The organism is Nonomuraea wenchangensis (assembly GCF_900111685.1).
Classification (GTDB): domain Bacteria; phylum Actinomycetota; class Actinomycetes; order Streptosporangiales; family Streptosporangiaceae; genus Nonomuraea; species Nonomuraea wenchangensis.
Genome location: NZ_FOHX01000003.1, coordinates 26,037 through 49,484 on the forward strand (window position 1 = coordinate 26,037; position 23,448 = coordinate 49,484).

The following is a 23,448-nucleotide window of genomic DNA, read 5'->3' on the forward strand; positions in this document are numbered from 1 at the left end:
CCCCCGACCAGAGCCGGCCAGGGGGTTTCTTGCTGTGTTAATCAGGCGGCGGCCTGTACCGTCCCGAATTCCTGCTTGAGGCGGTTGAGCAGGTCGTTGGCCCGGTTGGTCGAGAGGCCGGTACCACGCTCGCGCATGCGCTCGATCAGGTTGTTCCGGGTGAGCTTCTGACCGTCCTTGGCCAGCTCCTCGGCAACCTCCAGACCAACAGGGACGAGCTCCTCGATCGTGGGCGCAGCCTTGGCACGCTTGCCGTTCTTCGTTTCGGTGTACTCGGGAAGAATCTGCTCCTCGGTCTCCTCCTCGACGGCCGAGATCAGCTCGGTCGGGACGAGCTCGCCAAGCTTGTACTCGACACGCTCACGGCGGGTGGCCTTGAGACGCCACATCCGGCCGTAGCGCTCCTGGAGGTCGGCCTTGGCGTAGGCGCGGTCACGCTCACGCCGGAGAGCGGCCTCGTAGGAGCGGGTCTCCCAGAGGACGGACCGACGCCACAGGAAGAACGTGGAGATCGGCGAGAGGATCCAGCGGGAAAGCCGGATGGCCTCCATGTTCTTGGCCTGCGACAGCTTGTACCTGCGACGGACGGCGTAGGCGATGACTTCGACGGCCATGACCCACAGGCCGGGCAGTACCGCGTGAGCGATGATCCCGAAGAGGTTGGTCTCTCCGGCGACGTTCAGGTAGACGGTCACTGCCGTCAGCGTCCAGGGGACGAGCTTGAGGATCGACAGCCGCATGCCGAGGCGCGCGAGGAGGATCTCCACGGCGGAGAAGGCTCCGATGGCCAGGTCCACGCCGATGGGCAGCGTCCAGGCCAGGCCACCGAAGTAGGGTACGGCGGCCAGCTTGACTGCGGCGAAGCTGTTGACGAAGCCGAGGATGCCGAGCGCCAGGACGACGAGGCCGACCGAGATGACGGCCACCTTCTCGCCCTTGGTCAGCTCACGGGGAGCCTCGGACGTGGCGGTTGCTCCGATCAGGTCGCTACGACGGTTGATCGGGGAAACGATAGACTGGTTCATGGTCCACTTCCTGGTCTAGTCAGGCAGATGGGCTAGGGCTCGATCGGCGTTGCTGCGCTGGTCGGGCCCGTTTTTTGTTGTACCTCCATGGTTACACACCAAGATCAGAAAATAGTAGCGCCGCCCTCCAGCGCCGGACGGCCGAGCGAGTCCTGACGTCCCTCGAAGACCCTGACGAGGTCGAGGAGCGCTCCGAGCGTCCGGCCGGTGGCCAGATTGCGCGCGTGCTCCTCGGTTGGTCGCTGGTAGCCATGTCGCTCCAGGAGGTCGATGACCTCGGACACGAGGCCGAAGGTGAAGCGGTCGTCATCGCCAGTCAGGGACGTGGACACGGGATCGGTCGGCATGTAGCCTCCTTGTGTGTCTTTTGGTGCACCTTGCACTGGCAGCCCTACCGCTACACGCGCCTGGCCCACGACGTCAACGGCCGCAAGGTCGCCGACTTCCCCGGCTGGCTCGCCGACCTGGGCCGCCGCGCGGTCGCCGAGGCGTACGGCCGCCCGGCCGACGACTACGAGCCCGACACGGCCCTGGTCAACTTCTACGACGCCGAGGCCCGGATGGGCATGCACCAGGACAAGGACGAGCGGTCGCCCGCCCCGGTGGTCTCGCTGAGCATCGGCGACACGTGCCTGTTCAGGTTCGGCAACACCGAGACGCGCGGCCGGCCGTACACGGACGTGGAGCTGGCCTCCGGCGACCTGTTCGTGTTCGGCGGGCCGTCGCGGCTCGCCTACCACGGGGTGCCGAAGATCTATCCCGGCACCGGCGACCCGGCCACCGGGCTCGCCGCCGGCCGCCTCAACCTCACGCTGAGGGTCACCGGCCTCCGGTGACGTAGTCGAAGTCGTCGTCGGAGAGGGTGCGGCGCAGCGTCCGCAGCACCTTGTTCGCGTCGTCGCCCGGCTGCTCCAGGTAGAACGGCCTGCCGTCGCGGCCGAACGTGATCGCCGAGCCGCCCTCCCACTTGCCGAGCGCGTCGGCGACCGGCCCGAAGTCCTCGTGCGGCTCGAACCCGAGCGTGCGGGCGTGGTCGACGGAGCCGAGCACCAGGTGCCTGGCCAGCTCGTACGGCGCCTCCTGCCAGCCCGCGTACTCGCCGAAGAAGTACTCGCGGAAGCGCGCCAGCTCCCGGTCGTCCATGATCTGCGGGCCGATGGCGTTGCGCACGCCGAGGCAGAACACGTCGGCGAGGTAGCCGGAGACCTCCATGCGGTCCCAGGAGTGGCGGCGGGCGACGAGCACGCACACCATGCCGTCGGCGCCGGACTCCGGCGCCTCGTCGCTCCAGCCGAGCGCGGGGTCCACGCCGAGGCCGGCGCTCCAGCCGACGTTGATCCAGCATCCGACCAGCTCGGAGGTGCCGCCACCGGCCGTGGTCTCCGCGGCGATCTCCCTCACCAGCGGCGCCACGACGGACGGCGGCACCTTGAGCGCGCGGGCGATCTCCTTGGGAGAACGGCCCTGAGCACGGAGTTCGCGTACCTGGTCCTTCAATTCCGCATTGTCCACGCGGGCAGCCTAGCCGTTCCGCTCCGACAGCCGCCGGGCAAGCCACGCCAGGGCGAGCGGGTAACGGTACTCGATGCCGCCGTGCCCGGCGTCGAACAGCTCGAAGCGGACCCGCTCGTCCGGCACGCCCGCCGCCGCCACCGCCCGGCGGAACGCGACCGCGGCGAAGTCCAGGAAGTACTCGTCCCGGTGCCCGGCGTCCACCCAGATGCCGCGCATCGAGCGCAGCGCCTCGGCGTAGCGGGGCTCGCCCGCCATGACCACCGGGTCGCGCGCCAGCCAGCGCCGCCACACCTCCGGCACGGTCGCCCCGGTGTCGTCGAACGGCAGCCGCACCGTGCCGTCCTCGTCGGCCGAGTACGCCGCCGCGTAGGCGTACATCTCCAGCAGCTCCAGGTCGCCCTCCCGCGTCCCGGCCAGCCGGGAGCGGAAGTCGGCGAGGAAGGCGTCGTAGGAGCCGCCGTACATGTCGCGCAGCCGCCGCGCCAGCCCCGGGAACGCGTGCCGCATGCTGACCTCGAACAGCGCGTCCCCGGCGTGGGTGGCCAGCGCGCCGAAGACGTGCGGGGCGAGCATGGCGGTCACCATGGCGCCGTAGCCGCCGCTGGACTTGCCGGTGACCGCCCGGTGGTCGCGGCCGGGGAGGGTGCGGTAGTTGGCGTCCACCCAGGGGACGACCTCCTCGCACAGGTACGAGTGGTAGCGGCCGGTGGCGGGCGAGTCGAGGTACTGGCTGCCGCCGAGCGCGGTCCAGGCGTCGACGTAGACGACGATCGCGGGCGGCGCCTCCCCCGCGGCGAACATGGCGTCGGCCAGCTCGGGGAACGGCCGGCGGAACGGCGCCCTGTTGAGCCACATGGCGACGTGGCCGGTGTAGCCGAGCAGCACGTACAGGGAGGGGTAGCGGCGGCGGGGCTCGTCGTCGTAGCCCGGCGGCACGTACACCAGCAGCGGCCGCTCGTGCGGGTCGCCCAGCGGGTTGCCGCGCAGCAGCGCGCTGTCGATCACGCGGTGGTCGAGACGGCCGGCCAGCTCGGCGGACCAGGGCAGCATGCGGGCTCCTTACAAGGAACGAGGGCTCAGAGGGAGGAGGTGACCGTGTCGACGCCGGTCTGCGTGACGGCCCGTCCCGCGACCAGGACGAGCACGAGCTCGCGCAGGTCGGAGATGCGGCGGAGCGGGTCGCCGCGTACCGCGATCAGGTCGGCCCGTTTGCCGGTCTCGACGGTCCCGGTCACCGCGCCGACCCCGCAGGCGTCGGCGGCCCGCGCGGTGGCCAGCTCGATCACCTCGGCGTTGCCGAATCCGGCGCCCGCGAACACCTCCAGCCCCGCCACGTAGCCGTCGGTGCGGTTGCCGACGCCCGCGGCGGCGAAGCCGGAGTCGGTGCCGGCGATGAGGCGCACCCCGGCGTCCCGCAGGGCGACGATCCCGTGCAGCCAGTCGTCGAGCATCTCGGGGCCGAGCGTGTCGCGCAGCCGCCAGTAGACGCCGTGCAGGGTGGGGCACACGTACGTGCCGCTCTCCGCGACCACGTCGGCCAGCTCAGGGTCGTAACGGTGGCCGGAGGGGGTGAAGAACGAGCAGTGCTCGATCGTGGCCACCCCGGCCTCGACCGCGCTGCGGATGGCCGCGTGCGCGTGGGCGTGCGCGGCGACGCCCTTGCCGCGCGCACCGGCCTCCTCCACGACCGCGCGGATCTCCTCGGTGGAGTACTGCTGGACCCAGCTCGGCGCCGCGCTCGGCGTCATCTGGCCGCCGGAGGCCATGATCTTGAGGCAGTCGGCGCCGGCGCGCAGGTTCTCCCTGGCCACGCGGCGGATGGCGGGCAGGTCGTCGGCCTCGCCGCCCATGTACCAGCAGTGGCCGCCGGTGGGCGTGATGGGCCGGGTCGCGGCGATCAGGTGGGGGCCGACGGCCAGCCCCTCCTCGATCGCGTCGCGCAGGGCCAGGTCGAGGAAGCCGCGCGCGCCGAGGTCGCGGGCGGTGGTGACGCCGGCGGAGACGAGTTTGCGGGCGTTCTCGGCCATGCGCAGCAGCAGGTGGCGGTCGCTCTCGGGGCTCTGCCTGGTCACCGGGTCGACCTTGTCGTCGAAGCCCAGGTGCACGTGCGCGTCGATGAGCCCCGGCAGCAGGGTGCAGCCGGGCAGGTCGACGACCTCGTCGGCGTCGCCCGGCTCGCCGGCGCCGCCGCGCGGCCCCGCGAAGGCGATCATGTCGCCGTCCACGGCCACCTCGCCGTACGGGATCACCTCTCCGGGGCGGCCGGTGAGCACCTGCGCGGCGCGAAGGATGCGCATGCCCCAAGGGTGCCACAACGGGTCTTAAGGGCACAGGAAGGCGTTCGTAAGGGGGGCGCGCGACCGTGAAGGTGTTCCGCCCACGAACCCGCGCCAGGAGGATCCGATGTCGCAGACCGCCGAGTACACGATCACCCGCCACTTCGCCGCCCCGCGCCACCGCGTCTGGGACGCCTGGACCGACCCGGAGCGCTTCTCTCGGTGGTTCGGGCCGCGCGGGATGGCCACGCCGCTCGGCCGGATCACCCTGGACGCGGTGCCCGGCGGGGTCTGGCGGGCCACGCTGGTCGGCGAGGAGGGGTTCGAGGTGACGCTGGACGGCCGCTACCGCGAGGTGCGCGCGCCGGGCCGGCTGGTGTTCACGACCGGCGACCCCGACGCCCCCGGCGACGGCCCGGCTTCGGTGGTGACCGTGGACCTCGCGGCGACCGGCGACCGCACCGAGATGCGCTTCCACCAGTACGGCGTCAACACCGCCCCCGAGCACGCCGAGCAGGCGAAGGCGGGCTGGGTCGAGTTCTTCGACCGCCTGGCCGAACACGTCGAGCACGTCGAGCACGTCGAGCAGGTCGAGCAGGTCGAGCGGGTCCCGCAGGGGTGAGCGTCACAGCAGGTCGTGGACCTCGTCGAGCTTGCGGGCCGCGCCGTCGGCGTGGGCGGCGGCGTACGCCTCCGCGCCGATGCCGTCGCGCACCCGTGCCGCGATGCGGTCGTACTCCTCCTGCTCCGCCGGGCCGGCGGGCAGGCTGAGCCGTTCCCTGGTGGCCGCCGCCAGCCCCAGGAGCCGCGCCGCCCGGCTGCTCGCCCCGCAGGCGGAGGCCGCGCCGACCACGGCCCAGATCACGGTCCGGGGGTCGCCGATCCTGAGCGCCGCGACGATGGCCTCCTCGTGCAGCGCCAGGGCGGCGGCCGGGTCGCCGCGCGACTCGCGTACGTGGCCCAGCTCGGTGAGCACGTCGGCCACGTGCAGGGCCGGCTCGACGTCGGGGTCGCGCGGCACGCCCTCCAGGAGCCGGAGCAGGTGCCGCTCGGCCAGGTCGAGGTGGCCGGCGCGGCGGGCGGCGAAGGCGAGGCCCATCTCGCCCATGCTCTCGCCCTCCCGGTAGCCCTGGTCGGCGGCCATCTTCCTGGCGCGCTCGCACAGCTCCATGGCGCGCTCGTACGCGCCGCTCTCCAGGGCGACCCAGCCGAGCCAGGCGGTGTGGGTGGCGACCTCCGGCCACAGGCCGAGGTCCTCGGCCATCCGCAGGCCCTCGCCGAAGAGCCGGTTCGCGCGCTCGGCGTCGCGGCTCATCTCGGCGGCCGAGGCCAGCCACTCCGTGGCGCGCAGCAGGCCCCAGCGGTCGCCCAGGGAGGTGAAGATCCGTACGCTCTCGCCGGCGCAGCGGTCGAGCGCCTCGTGGTCGCGCCGGGTGAAGGCGTCCCTGGCCTGGCAGGCGAGGGACGCCGCCTCGCCCCACCGGTCGCCGACGGCGCGGAAGGCGGCCAGCGCCCGCTCGTTGAGCTCTTGGCCGGTCGGCATGTCCCTGACGTGCATGCCGACGAACAGCTCGGCCCTCGCCCGCTGCCCAGGATCGGCGACGGCGGCGAGCACCGGCCGCCAGGCGACTTGCTCGCCCAGCATCATGGCGAACCCGGCGTGCCAGGCGGCGGCCCGCGCCCGTTCCGGGGAGTCGGGGCCCGGCACCGACAGGGCGGCGGTCAGCGAGCGCCGGCCCTCGGCCAGCCGGCCGCGCAGGAACCAGTACCAGGCCAGGGCGTTCACCAGCCGCGCCGCGCTCGCGGCGTCCCCGGTGCCGACGGCGGTGTCCAGGGCGGCGCGCAGGTTGGCGGCCTCGGCGTCGAGGCGCAGCAGCCGGTCGCGCTGCTCGTGGCCGTACAGGCCGGGCTCGGACTCCTCGGCGAGCGCCAGGTAGTGGCGCAGGTGGGCGCGGCGGACGTCGTCGAGCTCGCCCGCCTCCTCCAGCCTGGCCAGGCAGTACGCCGCCACCGACTCCAGCAGCCGGTAGCGCGTCCCCGCCGGGGAGTGGGCGACGACCACGAGCGAGCGGTCCACCAGCCGGGGCAGCAGGTCGAGCACGTCGAGCGCGGGACCGCCGTCGGCCGACACGGCCTCGGCGGCCTCCAGGGTGCAGCCCTCGGCGTGCACCGCCAGGCGGCGCAGCACCCGCCGCTCGTCCTCGGCGAGCAGGTCCCAGCTCCAGTCGATGACCGCGGTCAGCGTCTGCTGGCGGGCCGGCGCGCCGCGCGATCCGGAGGCGAGCAGCCGGAACCGGTCGTCCAGCCGGGACGCCACCCCGTGCACGCCGAGCGCGCGCACCCGGGTCGCGGCCAGCTCCAGCGCCAGCGGGATGCCGTCGAGGCGGCGGCAGAGCTGCGCGATCGCCTGGGCGTTGCCCGCGTCGAGGGCGAAGCCGCGCGCGGAGGCGGCGGCGCGGGTCACGAACAGCCGGACCGCGTCCGAGCGGGCCATCGCGCCGAGGTCGGTGCTCGCCGGCACCTCCAGCGGGGGGACGCTCCACAGCACCTCGCCGGCCACGGACAGGGGCTCCCTGCTGGTGGCGAGCACCCGCAGGCCGGGGCAGGAGCGCAGGAGCAGCTCGGTCAGCTCGGCGACCTCCGCCACGACGTGCTCGCAGTTGTCGAGGACGAGCAGGGCGTCGCGGTGCCGCAGCGCCTCGGCGAGCTGCCCGGCCACGTCGGCGGAGTCCGCGTCCTCCCTGATGTCCAGCGCGGCCATGACGGCCTCGGCGGGCGTCCGCGGCGCCGCCGCCCCGCCCGCCGCGTTCGCGTCCCGGCCCGTACGGTGCAACCCGGTCTGTACGGCCTGGTCCAGCTCGACCAGCCAGGCGCCGTCGGCGAAGCCGTCGAGGAGCCGGTCGGCCGCGGCCAGCGCCAGCCGGGTCTTGCCGACGCCGCCGCTGCCGGTGAGCGTGACCAGCCGCTCCTCCCCGACCAGGCCGCACACCTCGGTCAGTGCCTCGTCGCGGCCGATCAGTCTGCTGACGGCGGCGGGCAGGTTCGTCAGCGGGCGGCCGGCCGGGAGGCTGAGCGCCGGGTCCTGGCCGAGTATCGCCTGGTGCAGCGCCACGAGCTCGGGCCCGGGATCGAGGCCGAGCTCGTCGGCCAGCCGTTCGCGCAGGTCGGCGTAGCCGGCGAGGGCCTCGCTCTGGCGGCCGGCCCGGTACAGCGCCCGCATGTGCACCGCCCGCAGCCGCTCCCTGAGCGGATGGCGGGTCACGAGGTCGCCGAGCTCGCCCACCAGCAGCGCGTGCTCGCCCAGCTCCAGCCGGGCCTCGGCGTGCTGCTCCAGCGCCGACAGCCGCTGCTCCTCCAGGCGCAGGATCGCGGCGCGGGTGTGCTCCTCGTCGGCGAAGTCCGCGTACGCCGGGCCGCGCCACAGCGCCAGCGCCTCCCCCAGCAGCGCGGCCCTGGTCCGCGGGCTGCCCGCGGCCTCGGCCCGCGCCAGCAGCTCCGCGAACCGCCCGGCGTCCACCGCCCCGGGGTCGGGCCGCAGCAGGTAGCCGGGGGCGCGCGAGACCACCAGGTTCTTGCCGCCCGCCTCGGCGTCCTCCAGCGCCTTGCGGAGCTGGGACACCCGGACCTGGAGCGCGGCGGCCGGGTTGCCCGGCGGCTCCTCGCCCCACAGGTCGTCGACCAGCCGGTCCACCGAGACCGGGTGGCCCTCGTGGACGAGCAGGTCCACGAGCAGCGCCCGCACCTTGAGTCCGGGGATCGTCACGGCCTCGCCGGCGTCGGTCCACACGGCCAGCGGCCCCAGCACTCCGAAACGCATGTTCGACAGCCTATGCGGGGGTTCGTACCGGCGAGAAGGTCGCGGGCGTCCCTCACGGCGGGGCTTTGCGGGCCGAGCCGCGGTAGCGGTCGGCGTCGTAGCGGCGCTCGTTGTCGGCCAGCTTGTCCGTGGCCGCCGCCAGCAGGTCGACGCCCAGCACGTCGGCGAGCCGCACCAGGTAGAGGGTCACGTCCCCCAGCTCGGTGCGCATGCGGGCCAGCGCCTCGGGGCCGGGGTCGGCGGACTCGGCGGCGGTGAGCCACTGGAACTCGGCCACCAGCTCCCCCACCTCGCCGGCCAGCGCCATCGCCAGGTTCTTCGGCGTGTGGAACTGCTCCCAGTCGCGGGCGCGGGCGAACGCGCGCAGGCGGGCGGCCAGGTCCTCCAGGTCCGTCGTCACGCCGCACGACCTTATCCATTTCCGGCCGGTAGGTTGCTCACTGTGAATGGCGTCGAGTTGTTCCTGCTGGGCCGCGCGCTGATGAAGATCGGCGAGGAGGCGATGCCGGTCGAGGGCATCGGCGAGCACTCGACGAGCGTGCGCACGGTGCTGATCGTGGTCAGCGACCTGCGCGGCCATCCCGGCACCACGGTCGGGGAGATCGCCGCCCGCACCGGCCTGCCGCAGAGCGCGGTGTCGGCGGCCGTGGCCCGGCTGCGTACGGCGGGGGCGGTCCTCGCCGACACCGACCCGAGGGACCGCCGCCGGACGATCATCCGCGAGGCCCCGGAGACGTCGGACCGGGTGACCCGCGTCCGTGACACCCCGGTGGACGACGCCCTCGCCGCCGCCCTGGGCACGGACGACCGCGAGCACGTCCGCGAGACCGTCGAGACCCTGGAGAGGCTGGCCGACCGCCTGCTCCCCGGTCTCCGCCGCTGAACAATCCATCAAGCTTGATGTATCAGTTTTGATGGATTAATGTCTTCGCCATGCCCAATCTCACCGTCCCCGGCGGCTCCCTCCACTACGAGCTCCGCGGCGCCGGCCCCCTCCTGCTGATCTCACAGAGCGGCGAGGGCGACGCCGGCCGCACCGCGGACCTCGTCGGCCACCTCGCCGAGTCCCGCACCGTGGTCACCTACGACCGCCGCGGCCTCGGCCGCAGCACGGTCCCCGACACGACCGTGAGCGTCAGGGAGCACGCCGGCGACGTCCACCACCTGCTCGCCCACCTCACGGACGAGCCCGTCGTCATGCTCGGCCAGAGCCTCGGCGCCTCCATCGGGCTGCACCTGGCCGCCGACCACCCCGGGCAGCTCAGCCTGCTCATCGCGCACGAGCCCGTCTCCCCGTGGCTGCTCCCCGAGCCCGACCGCGACCACCACCGCGCCGAGCTGGCCGCGATCCGCGACCTCTACCTCGCCACCGACCTGCCCACCGCGCTCAAAGAGGTGACCCGCGTGCTCGGCATCACGCCCGGCGGCGACGCCGAGCCCGGCCTGACCGCGTTCCCCATGACGGCCGAGCGCGAGGCCGGCTTCGACTTCTTCATCCGGCACGACTTCCAGGCCGTCATCGACGACCCCGGCCCCGACGACCCCGCCGCCTGCCTCGTGCCGGTGGTCCCGGCGGCCGGCGAGCGGACCCCGGCCGCCGTCTTCGACCGTCAATGCGCCGACCGGCTCGCGGCGCTCACCGGCGTGCCGCTCGCGGTGTTCCCCGGCGGCCACAACGGCAACCTCAGCCACCCCCGCGCCTACGCGGCCCGCCTCCGCGAAGTTATTGGGTCGACTCCTTGAGCAGCCGCCGCAGCCGCTCCACCAGCGCGTCGTCGCCGCCGAAGGTCAGCGCCGCCCCGTCCTGCCGCCCCCACAGCCAGAGCAGGACGTCCTGCGGCGTTCCCGCGACCGACGCGGCCCCGCTCGCGCGCTCGCCCCGCGCCACCTCCACCCCGGCGGGCGTGGCGCGCACCAGCCAGCGCTCCTCCCCCGCCGCGATCGAGACCGGCCGCCCGTCGGCCTCGGCGAGCCCGTCACCGAACTCGTCCGCCCAGGTGGTGGTCGCGAAGGCCAGCATCACCGTCAGGATCTCGTCGATGCCGTCGGCGGCGAGGTCGTCGGCCACCGGCGTGACGGGCGTCCCGGCCGCCAGCTCGGCGTCGATCCGGTGCACCACGGTCTCCAGCGCCATCCTGCGGACCCAGAACCCGACCGTCTGGTCCGGGTCGTACCAGGTGAGCGCGGCCTCCCCGGGCTCGCGGGCGGCGAACTCAGCGCACAACGCCGCATAGGCCCGGTCGAGGCGGTGCAGCGGGCCCTCGGGGTCCGGCTCCGGCGGCCACGGCTCCGGCCAGGCCCCGAGACGCATGGTCTCCGCCTTGTGCAGATAGACCTCGCCCACGTGATCGACCAGGTCGGCGAGCGTCCACCCCGGACAGGACGGCACGGACGCCGCCGGATCGGCGGCCCCGGCCGCACGCAGCCGCCGGTGGTCCTCCTCCAACAATGTCAGGTAACGAGCAGAATTGAGCACACCCCATCCAAGCACGGGGGCTACGGGTGGCGGGCGGTGCTCTCGCGGACGATGAGCTCGGTGGCGAGCTCCACGCGCTTGGTCTCCGGGACCTCGCCGCGGCCCATGGCCAGCACCGTGCGCGTCGCCAGCGCGGCCATCTCCTGCAACGGCTGGCGTACGGTGGTCAGCGGCGGCCAGGCGGACTTGGAGAGCGGCAGGTCGTCGAAGCCGACCACGCTCAGGTCCTCGGGCACCCGTAGCCCGCGCTGCCGGGCGGCCTCGAAGACGCCGAAGGCCATCAGGTCGCTGCCCGCGAAGATCGCCGTCGGCGGGTCGGCCAGGTCGAGCAGGGCGTGACCCTCGTCGTGGCCGGAGTCGACGAGGAAGGTGCCCCGGCGGACCAGCTCGGGCACGAGCGGGACGCCGGCCGTCTCCAGCGCGGCGCGGTAGCCGTCGATGCGGGCCTGGCTGCAGAGCATGTCGGCGGGGCCGCTGATCATGCCGATCCTGCGGTGGCCCAGCTCCAGCAGGTGGCGGGTGGCGGCCAGGCCGCCGTTCCAGTTGGTGGCGCCGACCGAGATCACGCCGGGCGCGGGCTCGCCCTCGGGGTCCACCACCGCGAACGGCAGCGAGCGGGCGCCGAGCTGCGCCTGGATGCCGGTGGACAGCCGGGAGGCGACGATCACCACCCCGTCGGTGCGCCGGGCGGCCAGGCGTTCGAGCCAGTCACGGCCGGGCCCGGCGTGGGTGTGCAGGACCGAGATGACGACGCCGGCCCCCGCCTCGCGGGCCGCGCTCTCCGCGCCTCGGACGATCTCCATCGCCCACGGCGACTCGATCTCGGCGAACACCAGGTCGATCAGTCCGGCCGGGGTGTCGTCCTGGCTCACGCGGCGCTGGTAGCCGCGCTCCTGGAGCAGCCGCTCCACCTTGTGGCGGGTGGCAGGGGCTACTTCAGGGCGCCCGTTGATGACCTTGGAGACCGTGGGGATGGAGACCCCCGCCTCTTCCGCGATCAGTGCGATCGTGACCCGCCTCTTCGCTGACACGATCGGGAGTGTATCCGAAAGTTTCGGTTCGGCGTCGCTCGGAGCGGGGGTGTTGACGCGTTACTTCAAGGTTACCTAAGCTCCGGGCAAAGAAAATATCGGGGGTTAAACGAAAGTTTCTTTCTGTTCCGCCAGGCTCAGCATGCTCCGCCCAGCAGAGAAGGGACCCCTCGGAATGAAACGCAGTGTGGTGTTGATCGCGACCGCGGTACTCGTGGCAGGCTGCGGCGGCGGAGGTGGCGGTGGCGGCACCGCGGCCTCCGGGTCCGGCGAGAGCGCCGCCCCGGCGAAGGTCACCCTGGAGTGGTGGCACCTGTCGACCGCCGAGCCGCTGAAGACGCTGTGGGCGCAGCGGGCCAAGGAGTTCGAGGCCCAGAACCCCAACGTCACCATCAAGGCGACGGTCCTGGAGAACGACGCCTACAAGGCCAAGCTCACCACGATCACGCAGTCAGGCAAGGCCCCCGACATCTTCGCCACCTGGGGCGGCGGCGTGCTCAAGCAGCAGATCGACGCCGACCTGGTGAAGGACCTCTCCTCCGACGTCGCCGACATCCTGCCCGGCTTCACCACGGCATCGCTCAGCGCGTACCAGTTCGACGGCAAGATCTACGGCCTGCCGACCGACATCGGCATGGTCGGCTTCTGGTACAACAAGAAACTCTTCGGCAAGGCCGGCATCACGCAGCCGCCCGCCACCTGGTCGGAGTTCCTCGACGACGTCAAGAAGCTCAAGGCCGCCGGCGTCACCCCCATCGCCCTCGCCGGCAAGGAGAAGTGGCCCGGCCACTACTACTGGGCCTACCTCGCCATGCGCATCGCCGGGCTCGACGCGCTCAAGCAGGCGGCCGTGGACAAGAACTTCAACACGCCGGACTTCGTCGCCGCCGGGCAGCAGGTGAAGGCCCTGGCCGACCTGCAGCCGTTCCAGAAGGGCTTCCTCGGCGCGGCCTACTCGACGCCCGACGGGCAGGCCGCCACGATCGGCAACGGCAAGGCCGCCATGGAGCTGATGGGCCAGTGGGCCCCGTCCGTGCAGAAGGACGCGGGCAAGGGCCTCGGCGAGGACCTCGGCTTCTTCCCGTTCCCCGCCGTCGAGGGCGGCAAGGGCTCGGCCACGGACGCGTTCGGCGGAGGCGGCGGCCTGGCCGTCGGCGTGGACGCGCCGAAGGAGGCCGTGGACTTCGTGAAGTTCATGACCCGGATGGACAACCACACCAAGGCCGTCCAGGCCGGCGGCGTGCTGCCGGTGCTCAAGGGCGAGGAGAGCGCGGTCACCGACCCCAACCTCAAGGAGGTGGCCACGAAGCTGGCCGGTGCGACCGGCTATCAGCTCTACCTGGACCAGGCGTACCCGCCGGCCGTCGGCCAGCAGGTCAACGACAGCGTGGCCGAGCTGATCGCCGGCACCAAGACGCCTGAGCAGGTCGCCCAGGCCATCACCGAAGTGGCGAAGACGGAAGAATGACGACACTGACCCGAGGGCCGGAGGCGGTCAAGCTTCCGGCCCCCGCCCCTGCCGCCAGGCGCCGCGGCCGGGCATTGACGATCACGTTGTTCGTCCTGCCCGCGCTGGTGTTGTTCCTGCTGCTGGTCGTGGCGCCGATCCTGGTCGCCTTCTACGCCAGCGCGTTCCGCTGGAACGGGTTCGGCGGCCTGCCCACCAACTTCATCGGCTTCGACAACTTCACCCGGCTGTTCAGCACGGAGATCTTCCGGCGGGACCTGTGGCACCTGCTCGTGCTGGTGCTGCTGTCGCTCTGCGTGCAGCTGCCGCTCTCGCTGGCCATCGCGCTGCTGCTGAACCAGCGCATCCGCGGCCGGGCGGTGTACCGGCTGGTGTTCTTCGCGCCGTACGTGCTGTCCGAAGTGATCACCGGCGTGCTGTTCTCGCTTATCCTCGCGCCCGACGCCGGGATGGCCAACCAGGTGCTGGCGCTGTTCGGCGCCGACTCCGACTGGCTGGCGGACCCGGACACGGTGATGCCGTCGCTGTTCCTCGTCATGACCTGGAAGTACTTCGGCTTCCACATGATGATCCTGCTGGCCGGCCGGCAGAACATCCCCGGCGAGCTCATCGAGGCCGCCCAGATCGACGGGGCGAGCGGCTGGAGGACCTTCAGGCACATCACGCTGCCGCTGCTCGGGCCGACCATCCGGATCAGCGTCTTCCTGTCCGTCATCTACACGATCCAGCTCTTCGACCTGGTCTGGATCCTCACCGGGGGCGGCCCGTCGCACTCGTCGGAGACGATGGCCGTGACGATGTTCGAGTGGGGGTTCAAGCGCTCCCAGGTCGGCTACGCCAGCGCGATCAGCGTCGTGATGTTCGTGCTCGCCCTCGTCTTCGCCCTGTTCTACCAGCGGTTCGTGATGCGCCGTGACCTGGAGGGCGCGACCACCAGCATGGGAGGCCGCAGATGACGCGCGGCAAGAAGCAGACGCCCCGGCGCAACACGCTGCCGCTGCACCTCATCGCGTGGGTCGTCGGCGCGTTCGTCCTGATCCCGGTGGTCTACGCGGCCCTCGGCGGGTTCAAGCGCAACAGCGAGCTGTCCACCAACCCGTTCGGGCTGCCCTCGACCTGGGTGACCGGCAACTACACCGAGGTGCTCGCCTCGTCGTCGTTCTGGCTGCAGCTCTGGAACAGCACGTTCATCGCGGTCGTCACCACCGTGCTCACGGTGGGGGTGGCGGCGCTGGCCGGGTTCGTCTTCGCCCGGTTCGCCTTCCGGGGCAGGGAGGTGTTGTTCACGCTGTTCACGGCGGGGCTGATGTTCCCGTTCGCGGTGGCCATCCTGCCGATCTTCGTGCTGCTGCGCGCGCTCGGCCTGCTCGGCGACCCGCTCGGCGTCATCCTCGTGCAGGCGGCGTTCGGCCTGCCGCTGACGATCATCATCCTGCGCGGCTTCTTCCGGAGCATCCCCGGGGAGATCGAGGAGGCCGCGATCATCGACGGGTGCGGTCCGTTCGGGTTCTTCTGGCGGATCCTGCTGCCCATGGCCAAGCCCGCCATCGCCACCGTCTCGGTGCTCGCCGTCGTCGGGAGCTGGAACAACTTCATGCTGCCGCTGGTGGTCTTCACCGAGGAGGCCAACTGGACCCTGCCGCTCGGCATCCAGCAGTTCCAGGGCCAGTACGCCTCCGACACCGCCCGCATCCTCGCCTACCTCGTCCTGGCCATGATCCCGGCGCTCGGGTTCTACGCCGTCGCGGAACGCCACCTGGTCGGCGGGCTCACCGCCGGCGCCACGAAGGGATGACCTCTGACATGCTGCGTGTGTCCGGAAACCACCTCGTCACGGAAGACGACACGCCGGTGCGCCTCCGCGGGGTGGGCCTCGGGGGCTGGATGAACATGGAGAACTTCGTCACCGGCTATCCCGCCAACGAGAGCTCGATGCGCGACGCGGTGCGCGACGTGCTCGGCGAGGAGCGCGCCGAGCTGTTCTTCGACCGCCTGCTGACCTCGTTCTTCACCGAGCGGGACGCCGAGCTGCTGGCCGGCCTCGGCATGAACTGCGTGCGCATCCCGGTGAACTACCGCCACTGGGAGTCGGACGAGCGGCCCTTCGAGATCGACCCGCGCGGGTTCCGCCACCTCGACCGGGTGATCGGCCTGCTCGGGGCGCACGGCATCTACAGCGTCATCGACCTGCACGCGCTGCCCGGCTCGCAGAACCAGCACTGGCACTCCGACAACCCCACCCACGTGGCGGCGTTCTGGCGGCACCGCCACTTCCAGGACCGGGTCGTGCACCTGTGGGAGGTCCTGGCCGACCACTACCGCGACAACCCGTGGGTGGCCGGCTACAACCCGGCGAACGAGCCCGCCGACGTCACCGGCCGGGTGATCGGCCCGTTCTACGACCGGCTGGTGAAGGCCGTGCGCGGTGCCGACCCGCACCACGTGCTGTTCCTGGACGGCAACACCTACTCCACCGACTTCTCGATCTTCCGTGAGGTGTACGAGAACACGGTCTTCGTCATGCACGACTACGCCCTCGCCGGTTTCGCCCACGGCGGACCGTACCCCGGGCACACGCGGGGCGAGTGGTGCGACCGGGACGAGCTGGAGCGGACGTTCGCCAAGCGCTCCCGCTTCCAGCGCGAGACCGGGACGCCGCTGTGGGTGGGCGAGTTCGGGCCGGTCTACACCGGTGACCCGGAGAAGGACGCGCAGCGGTACCAGATCCTGCGCGACCAGCTCGCGATCTACGACGCGGAGGGGGCGGGCTGGTCGTTGTGGACGTACAAGGATGTGGGGTTGCAGGGGCTGGTGCACGCGGCGGGGCCCTACCTGGAGCGGTTCGGCGGGTTCCTCGCCAAGAAGCGGCGGCTCGGCGCGGACCGCTGGGGGTCCACGATGGAGGAGGCCGCGGACGTGCTCGGGCCGCTGCACGAGCTGATCGAGACCGAGTTCCCCGGCTGGGACCCCTACCCGTGGGGCGCCCGCTACCAGAGCGACGATCTCATCAGGCACATCCTGTTCGCGCAGGCGCTGCTCCCCGAGTACGCCGAGCTGTTCCGCGGGCTCGGCGACGACGAGCTGACCGCGCTCGCGGACTCGTTCCTGCTGGAGCGGTGCGTGCGCCGCGAACCGCTGCTCGACCTCCTGGCCGGCAGTCTGGCGGGCGACTAGGGACGGGGTGACGACGAACACACCGGGCATGCATGGACAGAACGCCGCGGGAGCTCTAATTTAGGGGAGCCTTACCTAAGAACCCCGCGGGAGTGTCCGTGTTCGCCAGTTATCTCATCGGGCTGCGCGAGGGCCTGGAGGCGACTCTCGTCGTCTCGGTCCTCGTCGCCTTTCTCGTCAAGAGCGACCGCAAGGACCGGCTCCCCCAGGTCTGGGCCGGCGTGGGCGTGGCCGTCGCCCTGTCGGCGGCGTTCGGCGCGCTGCTGACCTTCACGGCGGCCCATCTGGCGTACACGGGGCAGGAGCTGTTCGAGGCGATCGCCTCGCTGCTGGCCGTCGTCTTCGTCACCTGGATGATCTTCTGGATGCGGCGGGCGGCCCGCACGCTCTCCGGCGAGCTGCGCGGCAGACTGAGCGACGCGCTGGAGCTGGGCCGGCTCGCCGTGGCCGTCATGGCCTTCCTCGCCGTCGCCAGGGAGGGGCTGGAGACCGCCCTGCTGTTCTTCGCCTCCGCGCAGGGCGCCGCCACGACCACCACGCCGCTGATCGGCATCACGCTGGGCGTGCTCACCTCGGTCGCCATCGGCTGGGGCCTCTACCTCAGCGCAGTCAGGATCAACCTCACCAGGTTCTTCACCTGGACCGGGCTGCTGCTCATCGTGGTCGCCGCGGGCATTCTCAAGTACGGCGTGCACGACCTCCAGGAGGCGGGCGTGCTGCCCGCCCTCGCCACGCCGGCCTTCGACCTCGGCTCCGCGCTGCCCGCCGACTCCTGGTACGGCACACTGCTGGCGGGGATGTTCAACATCACCCCGCAGCCCAGCGTCGCCGAGGTCGTCGCCTGGGCCGCTTACCTGCTGCCCGCCCTCGTCCTCTTCCTCCGCCCGCGGCGGACGTCCCTGCCCGCGGCGCCGACCGCGGCAGCCTGAACAGGAGCACCATGCGTACCGTCCTCCGCCTGTCCACCGGCGTGCTCGCCGTGGCCGCGCTCACCGCCTGCGGCTCCTCCTCCTCCGACAGCGGCGCGGGCGGCGCGACGGCCGCGTCCGGCTCGCCGGGGAAGATCGCCGTGGCCGCGTCGGACACCGCGTGCGAGGTGCCGGTGACGGAGGTGACCGCGGGCACCACGACGTTCACGATCACCAACGGCGGCAGCAAGGTGACCGAGTTCTACGTGCTCGCCGCCGGCGACCGCATCATGGCCGAGGTCGAGAACATCGTGCCCGGCCTGACGCGGGAGCTCATCGCCGAGCTGCCGGCCGGCACGTACGAGACCGCGTGCAAGCCCGGCATGGTCGGCAAGGGCATCCGCAACCCGCTCAAGGTCACCGGCGAGCACAAGCCGCTCACCGCCGACGCCCAGCTCGCCGCCGCGGTGACCGGCTACAAGCGCTACATCAAGACGCAGAGCGACACGCTGCTGGTCAAGACGCAGGAGTTCGTGGACGCCGTCAAGGCGGGGAAGATCGACGAGGCGAAGGCGCTGTACCCGGTGGCGCGGACGTACTGGGAGCGCATCGAGCCGGTGGCCGAGATCTTCGGCGACCTCGACCCGGCCATCGACGCCCGCGAGGCCGACCTGGCCGAGGGCGAGAAGTGGACCGGTTTCCACCGGATCGAGAAGGACCTGTGGATCCACAAGGACGTCAGCGAGGACGGCCCGATCGCCGACAAGCTCATCGCCGATGTCAAGACCATCGTCGGCAAGGCCAACGCCGCCGAGCTCACCCCGCTCAACCTGGCCAACGGCGCCAAGGAACTGCTCGACGAGGTCGCCACCGGCAAGATCACCGGCGAGGAGGACATCTGGTCGCATACCGACCTCTGGGACTTCGCGGCCAACCTCGAAGGCTCCAAGGCCGCCGTGCAATCGCTCAGGCCGGTGCTGGAGGAACGGGCCCCCGACCTGGTAAAGACGTTGGACGAGAAGTTCGCGGCGGCCGAGGCGGCGCTGGAGGCGCACCGCAAGGGCGACGGCTGGCAGCTTCACGACGAGCTGTCCAAGGCGCAGCTCAAGACCCTGTCCGACGCGATCAACGCGCTCGGCGAACCGATCAGCAAGATCGCCCCTGTGGTGGCGAAGTAGCGGGAGGACCCCATGTCCGACCCCTCCGGGAACGGACGGCGGATGAGCCGGAGGAGCCTGTTCGGGCTCGGCGCGGCCGGCGCGGCGGTGGCCGGTGCGGGTGCCGTGGGCGCGCGGTCGCTGCTCGACGAGCCGCCCGTCGCGCACGCCGCCTCCACCTCCGCCCCCTACCCCTTCTACGGCGAGCACCAGGCGGGCATCGTCACCCCCGCCCAGGACCGCCTGCACTTCGTCGCCTTCGACGTCACCACCGGCGACCGCGCCGAGCTGATCGACCTCCTCCAGGAGTGGACCGCCGCCGCGGCCCGGCTCACGCAGGGCAAGGAGGCCGGATCGTTCGGCGCGGTGGGCGGCGACCCGGCCGCCGCGCCCGACGACACCGGCGAGGCGCTGGGGCTGCCCGCCTCCGGGCTGACGCTGACCGTCGGGTTCGGGCCGTCGCTGTTCGACAAGCGGTTCGGGCTGGCCGACCGGCGGCCCGCCGCCCTCGCCGACCTGCCGAAGTTCCCCGGCGAGCAGCTCGTGCCGGAGATCTCCGGCGGGGACCTCTGCGTGCAGGCGTGCGCGCACGACCCCCAGGTCGCCGTGCACGCCATCCGCAACCTGGCCAGGATCGGCTTCGGCAAGGTGTCGGTGCGCTGGTCGCAGCTCGGCTTCGGGCGTACGTCGTCCACGTCCCGCGCCCAGGCGACCCCGCGCAACCTCATGGGCTTCAAGGACGGCACCAACAACCTCAAACTGGAGGACGCGGCCCTGCTGCGCGAACAGCTCTGGGCGGACGCCGGGGACGGCGCGGCCTGGATGACCGGTGGCACCTACCTGGTCACCAGGAAGATCCGCATGACGATCGAGACCTGGGACCGCACCTCGCTCACCGAACAGGAGCAGATCTTCGGGCGGGACAAGGGCGAGGGCGCGCCGCTCGGCGCGAAACGCGAGTTCGACCCGCTGGACTTCGCCGCCAAGGGACCCGACGGGCAGCCCCACATCGCGTCGAACGCCCACATCCGGCTGGCCCACCCCAGCTCGCACGGCAACGCGCACCTGTTGCGCCGAGGCTACAACTTCGTGGACGGCTCCGACGGGCTCGGCCGCCTCGACGCCGGCCTGTTCTTCATCGCCTACCAGCGCGACCCGCGCAAGCAGTTCGTGCCGGTGCAGATGCGGCTGGCCCGCGAGGACCCGCTGAACGAGTACATCAAGCACGTCTCCAGCGGCCTGTTCGCCTGCCCACCAGGCGTCCGCGACGCCTCCGACTACTGGGGCCGCACCCTCTTCGAACCCTGATCCAGCGGGCGGGGGACGTCGGGGCCGTCGCCCGCCATCAGGTGGGCGAGGAGTTCGCGTACGCACTCGTGGCGTTCGGTGTCAGGCAGCCAGGCGAGCTCTTCTGCCAGTAACGTCCCGGCCGTCATCGTCATGTGACGCAGGGGAGCCGAGGGAGCTCAGCCACGGTGGCGGGCGCGGGAGGCGGCGGCGTGGGCGCGGTTGGCGCAGCGGGTCGAGCAGAACTGGCGGCGGCCCGGGCGGCTGCGGTCCACGAAGGCGTCCCGGCAGGGGCGGGCTGCGCAGAGGCGCAGGCGGTCCCAGTCGCCGGAGGAGGCCAGGTCGAGGAGGTCGGCGACGGCCCGTACGGCTAGGCGGGCCGCGAGCGGCGCCCGGCCGCGCTCGGGATCGGCGGTGAGGCGTAGGCGTGGGGTGCCGTCGTGGTCCTCGACGGTCGCGGCGATCGGGAGCTCGGCCGACCACCGGGCCAGGGCGTGGGTGCGGAGTTCCGGGGTGTCGTGGGCCAGCACGTCGCGCAGCCGCGTCCGCACCCGCCGTACGGCGCCGAGGTCGGCGTCGGTGGGCGCGCCCGCCGGTTCGCCCAGCTCATGGCAGAAGCGGCCCAGTGCCGCCACGTCCGGGAGGCGTTCCGGGGCGTCGAGCCATTCGTCCCACGTGTTGGCCAGGTCGATGGCCACCAATCCGGTCTCCGCGAACTGGCGCATCCGCCCTCCCCTTTGCTAGCGTCACGAGTATGAGCATCATAACCCCTGACGCAACCCGCCGGCTGACCGTGCTCGACGCGCCGTCCAACCTCGGCCTGCGCCCGCCCGCGCCCGATGTCGTCCCCGGCTGCTACAAGGCCCCCTGGGCGCTTCGCGACGCGGGTCTCGTGGCGCGGCTCGGAGCCGCCGACGCCGGCGCGCTCGTCCCGCCCCGGTACGTCGCCACCTGGCAGCCGGGCGACGGCGTGCGCAACGGCCCCGCCATCGCCGCCTACGCCAGGAGGCTGGCCGACCGGGTCGCCGCGATCCGGGCGGACGGCGGGTTCCCGGTGCTGCTGGGCGGCGACTGCTCGATCCTGCTGGGCCCCGCGCTGGCGCTGCGCCGGACCGGCCGGTACGGGCTGGCCTACCTGGACGCCCACTCCGACTTCCGCCACCTGGGCAACTCCCCCCACGTCGGCTCGGCGGCGGGCGAGGACGTGGCGCTGGTCACCGGCCGCGGCGACGACTACCTGACCGACCTCGACGGCCTGCGCCCCTACGTCAGGGACGAGGACGTGATCCTGCTCGGCGTCCGCGACGACGAGGACCTGCCCGAGCTGGCCGAGAGCGGTCTCGCGTACGTCCCCGGCAGCGACCTCGACCTCGACCTCGGGCTCGACCAGGCCAGGAAGGTCCTGGTCCGGGACGAGCTGGACGGGTTCTGGATCCACGTGGACGCCGACATCCTCGACCCGTCGGTCCTGCCCGCCGTCGACTCCCCAACCCGGGGCGGCCTCGACGCCGCCCAGCTCACCGCCCTCCTACGCGGCCTGCTGGCGCTGCCGGGGGCGGCCGGGCTGGAGGTGACCATCCTGGACCCCGACCTGGACGAGGACGGCAGCCAGGCCGCAGTGCTCGCCGACATCCTGGTCGACGCCCTGACCGGGAACTAGATGATCAATGCCAAGGGTCACCTAGGGCATGACGTAGGGGGTGGTGCTGCTTTCGCCGGCCCCGTTCGTCGCCGTGATCGCGGTCCATGGGGCCGAAGGCGTGTACGGCACCCACGCCGACTCCAGCCGCCCCCGCCCGTACCAGCCCTGCTCGACCGTCACGCCCTCCGGCTCGAAGCGGAGGGTGCCGCCCCGCAGGTTGTGACCCTCGACGAGGATGCCGGCCTGCCCGTTCATGTCCTTGCGTACGGCGCTGACCACGATGGGCTCCTGCCAGCCGCTCGCGATGTCGTCGGCCAGCGAGGGCGTGTCGTAGCGGGCCTGGCAGGTGAAGAAGGGGTCCCACCCGTACGAGATGATCTTCTGGGCGTGCGTGCCGGCGGCCATGACCTGCCGGTCCAGGCGGCTCTTCGTGGTCCGCCCGCGCAGCGGCAGCGGATCGACCCGCCCGCACTCGCCGTCCACGGGCGAGGGCTCGAAGCCTTCGATGTTCACCCAGAGCTGCACGCCGGGCGGCACCCGCCGGGCCGCCGCCGCGATGTAGTCGCTGGTGGCCCCGTAGTACGCCTGCGCGTTGCTGACGTCGCCGACCACGGGCACCAGGCGCGGCTCGACCTTGGCGTCCCGCTCGTGCGGGCCGTGCACGGGGACCTTGCCGGTGCCCCTGCCGTCCTGCACCGCGACGGCCATGGGCGCGCCCGCCCGGGTACGGGCGAGGTCGGCGAGCCCGTCCCCGGCCTGCTCGGGCGGGAAGCCGCGGCCCCGCCGCGCGTCGATGTACGGGCTGACCAGGATCGTCCGGCCGGGCAGCGTGGCGGCGACGGTCGCGTGCTGGGCGGCGTACAGCTTGATGATCGGATCGTCCGGCGCGCGGTCGCGCATGGCCAGCTCGAACGACTGGTAAACCCCCGCGAACGCCGCCGACCCGCCGAACCGCGCCCGGTAGTCGGCCAGCACCCGCCCGGTGAACGCGGTCAGCGCGGCCGTGTGGTCGTGGTCGGGCTCCCAGGTCTTGCCGGGCTCCTGCGACGCGGCGGGCAGCCCGGGGAAGACCTTCATCCCGTACGCCGCCGCCTCGGTCATCAGGTTGCCGAGCCCGTCGCCGTCCGTGGAGATCAGCACGAGGTCATGGACCGGGTCGTCGCAGGACGCGGCGAGCGACACCCGGTAGAAGACCCGCTCGCCCGCCTCGACCCGCCGGTCCAGCCCCTGGCAGCGCAGCAGTCCCGGCCCGAACTCCTCGCTCGTCGTGTACGTGTACACGTGCCGCACCCGCCTGCCCGGCACCTCGGCGCAGGGCCGCCCGTCCACGACGCAGTCCGCGAAGCCGGGATCGGGCTCGCCCGCGTCGAACCGCGGCCCGAACGTGATCAGCGTGTCGCCGCCGATCTGGTGCACGGCCTCGACCATGCGCCGGGTGACGCACGGGTCGGCCCGCGGGATGACCCAGTAGCCGGTCACCGCATAGGGAGCGCTGACCCGCGTGTCGCGCGGCTGGCACTCCTCCGGCTCCCGTGCCGGCCCCTCCGACACGGCCGGCACGACCACCCCGACGACCACCCAGACGAGCCCCGCGACGGCCGTCATCGCCGCCACGACCCACAGGATCCGGTGCACCCACGCCCCTTCCACGCCCGGCTCCAGCCTACGTAGT

General features: G+C 72.4%; 23 protein-coding genes and 1 pseudogene. 12 read left to right on the forward strand and 12 right to left on the reverse strand.

Annotated features, from left to right (window positions below; genetic code table 11):
* Positions 1–41: 41 nt before the first annotated feature.
* Positions 42–1,025: a DUF2637 domain-containing protein gene (locus tag BMW85_RS08435; protein WP_091079062.1), complete on the reverse strand. Its 984-nt coding sequence runs from the start codon at positions 1,023–1,025 to the stop codon at positions 42–44.
* A gap of 104 nt (positions 1,026–1,129) precedes the next feature.
* Positions 1,130–1,372, reverse strand: a complete 243-nt coding sequence (locus BMW85_RS08440) for a hypothetical protein (protein ID WP_177240548.1) — start codon at positions 1,370–1,372, stop codon at positions 1,130–1,132.
* Positions 1,373–1,405: 33 nt separating this feature from the next.
* On the opposite strand from BMW85_RS08440, the pseudogene BMW85_RS08445 reads away from it, so the two are divergent.
* Positions 1,406–1,861 (forward strand): annotated as a pseudogene (locus tag BMW85_RS08445) (alpha-ketoglutarate-dependent dioxygenase AlkB family protein); the annotation flags it as partial.
* Here BMW85_RS08445 and BMW85_RS08450 read toward each other — a convergent pair.
* Genes BMW85_RS08450 through BMW85_RS08460 form a run of 3 tightly spaced genes read right to left on the reverse strand, consistent with a single transcriptional unit; the run spans position 1,845 to position 4,837 of the window.
* Positions 1,845–2,537, reverse strand: a complete 693-nt coding sequence (locus BMW85_RS08450; RefSeq protein ID WP_245774693.1) for a helix-turn-helix domain-containing protein — start codon at positions 2,535–2,537, stop codon at positions 1,845–1,847. The pseudogene BMW85_RS08445 and the gene BMW85_RS08450 sit on opposite strands and share 17 nt — an antisense overlap.
* A gap of 9 nt (positions 2,538–2,546) precedes the next feature.
* Positions 2,547–3,590, reverse strand: coding sequence for an alpha/beta hydrolase (locus BMW85_RS08455; protein ID WP_091079070.1), 1,044 nt, complete (start codon positions 3,588–3,590; stop codon positions 2,547–2,549).
* Positions 3,591–3,616: 26 nt separating this feature from the next.
* Positions 3,617–4,837, reverse strand: coding sequence for a metal-dependent hydrolase family protein (locus BMW85_RS08460; protein WP_091079071.1), 1,221 nt, complete (start codon positions 4,835–4,837; stop codon positions 3,617–3,619).
* Between the two features lie 106 nt (positions 4,838–4,943).
* Here BMW85_RS08460 and BMW85_RS08465 point away from each other — a divergent pair, with 106 nt between their 5' ends.
* Positions 4,944–5,438, forward strand: a complete 495-nt coding sequence (locus BMW85_RS08465; protein WP_091079074.1) for an SRPBCC family protein — start codon at positions 4,944–4,946, stop codon at positions 5,436–5,438.
* 3 nt (positions 5,439–5,441) lie between these two features.
* Here BMW85_RS08465 and BMW85_RS08470 read toward each other — a convergent pair whose 3' ends face one another.
* Together BMW85_RS08470 and BMW85_RS08475 are read right to left on the reverse strand one after the other, a co-directional pair.
* Complete coding sequence (locus BMW85_RS08470) at positions 5,442–8,633, reverse strand: AfsR/SARP family transcriptional regulator (protein ID WP_091079076.1); 3,192 nt, start codon at positions 8,631–8,633, stop codon at positions 5,442–5,444.
* A 52-nt stretch (positions 8,634–8,685) separates the two neighbouring features.
* A complete protein-coding gene (locus BMW85_RS08475) occupies positions 8,686–9,033 on the reverse strand; it encodes a nucleotide pyrophosphohydrolase (RefSeq protein ID WP_091079079.1) in 348 nt (115 codons plus the stop codon).
* Positions 9,034–9,075: 42 nt separating this feature from the next.
* On the opposite strand from BMW85_RS08475, the gene BMW85_RS08480 reads away from it, so the two are divergent.
* Both BMW85_RS08480 and BMW85_RS08485 read left to right on the forward strand, forming a co-directional pair.
* Positions 9,076–9,516 (forward strand): MarR family winged helix-turn-helix transcriptional regulator, encoded by a 441-nt coding sequence (locus BMW85_RS08480; RefSeq protein ID WP_245774694.1) that lies wholly within the window; start codon positions 9,076–9,078, stop codon positions 9,514–9,516.
* Positions 9,517–9,566: 50 nt separating this feature from the next.
* The gene (locus BMW85_RS08485) at positions 9,567–10,376 is read left to right on the forward strand and encodes an alpha/beta fold hydrolase (RefSeq protein WP_091079082.1); all 810 of its coding nucleotides are present in this window, start codon (positions 9,567–9,569) and stop codon (positions 10,374–10,376) included.
* Here BMW85_RS08485 and BMW85_RS08490 read toward each other — a convergent pair.
* Together BMW85_RS08490 and BMW85_RS08495 are read right to left on the reverse strand one after the other, a co-directional pair.
* Positions 10,357–11,079, reverse strand: a complete 723-nt coding sequence (locus BMW85_RS08490; RefSeq protein ID WP_218155714.1) for a maleylpyruvate isomerase N-terminal domain-containing protein — start codon at positions 11,077–11,079, stop codon at positions 10,357–10,359. The genes BMW85_RS08485 and BMW85_RS08490 overlap by 20 nt on opposite strands.
* A 50-nt stretch (positions 11,080–11,129) precedes the next feature.
* Positions 11,130–12,140 (reverse strand): LacI family DNA-binding transcriptional regulator, encoded by a 1,011-nt coding sequence (locus tag BMW85_RS08495; protein WP_091079086.1) that lies wholly within the window; start codon positions 12,138–12,140, stop codon positions 11,130–11,132.
* Between the two features lie 175 nt (positions 12,141–12,315).
* On the opposite strand from BMW85_RS08495, the gene BMW85_RS08500 reads away from it, so the two are divergent.
* From BMW85_RS08500 to efeB, 7 genes are all read left to right on the forward strand, one after another.
* On the forward strand, positions 12,316–13,608 hold the full coding sequence (locus BMW85_RS08500; protein WP_245774695.1) for an extracellular solute-binding protein: 1,293 nt from the start codon (positions 12,316–12,318) through the stop codon (positions 13,606–13,608).
* Positions 13,605–14,564: a carbohydrate ABC transporter permease gene (locus BMW85_RS08505; protein WP_091079090.1), complete on the forward strand. Its 960-nt coding sequence runs from the start codon at positions 13,605–13,607 to the stop codon at positions 14,562–14,564. Before BMW85_RS08500 ends, BMW85_RS08505 begins: the two co-directional genes overlap by 4 nt.
* Complete coding sequence (locus tag BMW85_RS08510) at positions 14,561–15,403, forward strand: carbohydrate ABC transporter permease (protein ID WP_091079093.1); 843 nt, start codon at positions 14,561–14,563, stop codon at positions 15,401–15,403. Before BMW85_RS08505 ends, BMW85_RS08510 begins: the two co-directional genes overlap by 4 nt.
* 8 nt (positions 15,404–15,411) lie before the next feature.
* Positions 15,412–16,782, forward strand: coding sequence for a glycoside hydrolase family 5 protein (locus tag BMW85_RS08515; protein WP_091079094.1), 1,371 nt, complete (start codon positions 15,412–15,414; stop codon positions 16,780–16,782).
* 98 nt (positions 16,783–16,880) lie between these two features.
* Positions 16,881–17,711: an iron uptake transporter permease EfeU gene (efeU, locus tag BMW85_RS08520; RefSeq protein WP_177240555.1), complete on the forward strand. Its 831-nt coding sequence runs from the start codon at positions 16,881–16,883 to the stop codon at positions 17,709–17,711.
* Positions 17,712–17,722: 11 nt separating this feature from the next.
* Complete coding sequence (gene efeO, locus BMW85_RS08525) at positions 17,723–18,868, forward strand: iron uptake system protein EfeO (protein ID WP_091079099.1); 1,146 nt, start codon at positions 17,723–17,725, stop codon at positions 18,866–18,868.
* 42 nt (positions 18,869–18,910) lie between these two features.
* The gene (gene efeB / locus BMW85_RS08530) at positions 18,911–20,155 is read left to right on the forward strand and encodes an iron uptake transporter deferrochelatase/peroxidase subunit (RefSeq protein WP_245774696.1); all 1,245 of its coding nucleotides are present in this window, start codon (positions 18,911–18,913) and stop codon (positions 20,153–20,155) included.
* Here efeB and BMW85_RS49330 read toward each other — a convergent pair.
* Entirely contained in the window at positions 20,125–20,289 is a 165-nt protein-coding gene (locus BMW85_RS49330) for a hypothetical protein (RefSeq protein WP_177240556.1), read from the reverse strand. The two genes, efeB and BMW85_RS49330, sit on opposite strands and share 31 nt — an antisense overlap.
* 24 nt (positions 20,290–20,313) lie before the next feature.
* Complete coding sequence (locus BMW85_RS08535) at positions 20,314–20,859, reverse strand: CGNR zinc finger domain-containing protein (RefSeq protein WP_091079103.1); 546 nt, start codon at positions 20,857–20,859, stop codon at positions 20,314–20,316.
* A gap of 29 nt (positions 20,860–20,888) precedes the next feature.
* Between BMW85_RS08535 and BMW85_RS08540 the strand changes: the two genes are divergently transcribed.
* Positions 20,889–21,794 (forward strand): arginase family protein, encoded by a 906-nt coding sequence (locus BMW85_RS08540; protein ID WP_091079106.1) that lies wholly within the window; start codon positions 20,889–20,891, stop codon positions 21,792–21,794.
* Positions 21,795–21,815: 21 nt separating this feature from the next.
* Here BMW85_RS08540 and BMW85_RS08545 read toward each other — a convergent pair whose 3' ends face one another.
* Positions 21,816–23,426: a DUF4434 domain-containing protein gene (locus BMW85_RS08545; RefSeq protein WP_143082143.1), complete on the reverse strand. Its 1,611-nt coding sequence runs from the start codon at positions 23,424–23,426 to the stop codon at positions 21,816–21,818.
* Between the last annotated feature and the right edge of the window lie 22 nt (positions 23,427–23,448).

Coding starts and splice junctions, on each gene's coding strand:
- BMW85_RS08435 (WP_091079062.1), bottom strand. CDS start 1,025: ATGAACCAGTCTATCGTTTCCCCGATCAACCGTCGTAGCGACCTGATC.
- BMW85_RS08440 (WP_177240548.1), bottom strand. CDS start 1,372: ATGCCGACCGATCCCGTGTCCACGTCCCTGACTGGCGATGACGACCGC.
- BMW85_RS08455 (WP_091079070.1), bottom strand. CDS start 3,590: ATGCTGCCCTGGTCCGCCGAGCTGGCCGGCCGTCTCGACCACCGCGTG.
- BMW85_RS08460 (WP_091079071.1), bottom strand. CDS start 4,837: ATGCGCATCCTTCGCGCCGCGCAGGTGCTCACCGGCCGCCCCGGAGAG.
- BMW85_RS08465 (WP_091079074.1), top strand. CDS start 4,944: ATGTCGCAGACCGCCGAGTACACGATCACCCGCCACTTCGCCGCCCCG.
- BMW85_RS08470 (WP_091079076.1), bottom strand. CDS start 8,633: ATGCGTTTCGGAGTGCTGGGGCCGCTGGCCGTGTGGACCGACGCCGGC.
- BMW85_RS08485 (WP_091079082.1), top strand. CDS start 9,567: ATGCCCAATCTCACCGTCCCCGGCGGCTCCCTCCACTACGAGCTCCGC.
- BMW85_RS08500 (WP_245774695.1), top strand. CDS start 12,316: ATGAAACGCAGTGTGGTGTTGATCGCGACCGCGGTACTCGTGGCAGGC.
- BMW85_RS08505 (WP_091079090.1), top strand. CDS start 13,605: ATGACGACACTGACCCGAGGGCCGGAGGCGGTCAAGCTTCCGGCCCCC.
- BMW85_RS08510 (WP_091079093.1), top strand. CDS start 14,561: ATGACGCGCGGCAAGAAGCAGACGCCCCGGCGCAACACGCTGCCGCTG.
- BMW85_RS08515 (WP_091079094.1), top strand. CDS start 15,412: ATGCTGCGTGTGTCCGGAAACCACCTCGTCACGGAAGACGACACGCCG.
- efeO (WP_091079099.1), top strand. CDS start 17,723: ATGCGTACCGTCCTCCGCCTGTCCACCGGCGTGCTCGCCGTGGCCGCG.
- efeB (WP_245774696.1), top strand. CDS start 18,911: ATGAGCCGGAGGAGCCTGTTCGGGCTCGGCGCGGCCGGCGCGGCGGTG.
- BMW85_RS49330 (WP_177240556.1), bottom strand. CDS start 20,289: ATGACGATGACGGCCGGGACGTTACTGGCAGAAGAGCTCGCCTGGCTG.
- BMW85_RS08535 (WP_091079103.1), bottom strand. CDS start 20,859: ATGCGCCAGTTCGCGGAGACCGGATTGGTGGCCATCGACCTGGCCAAC.
- BMW85_RS08540 (WP_091079106.1), top strand. CDS start 20,889: ATGAGCATCATAACCCCTGACGCAACCCGCCGGCTGACCGTGCTCGAC.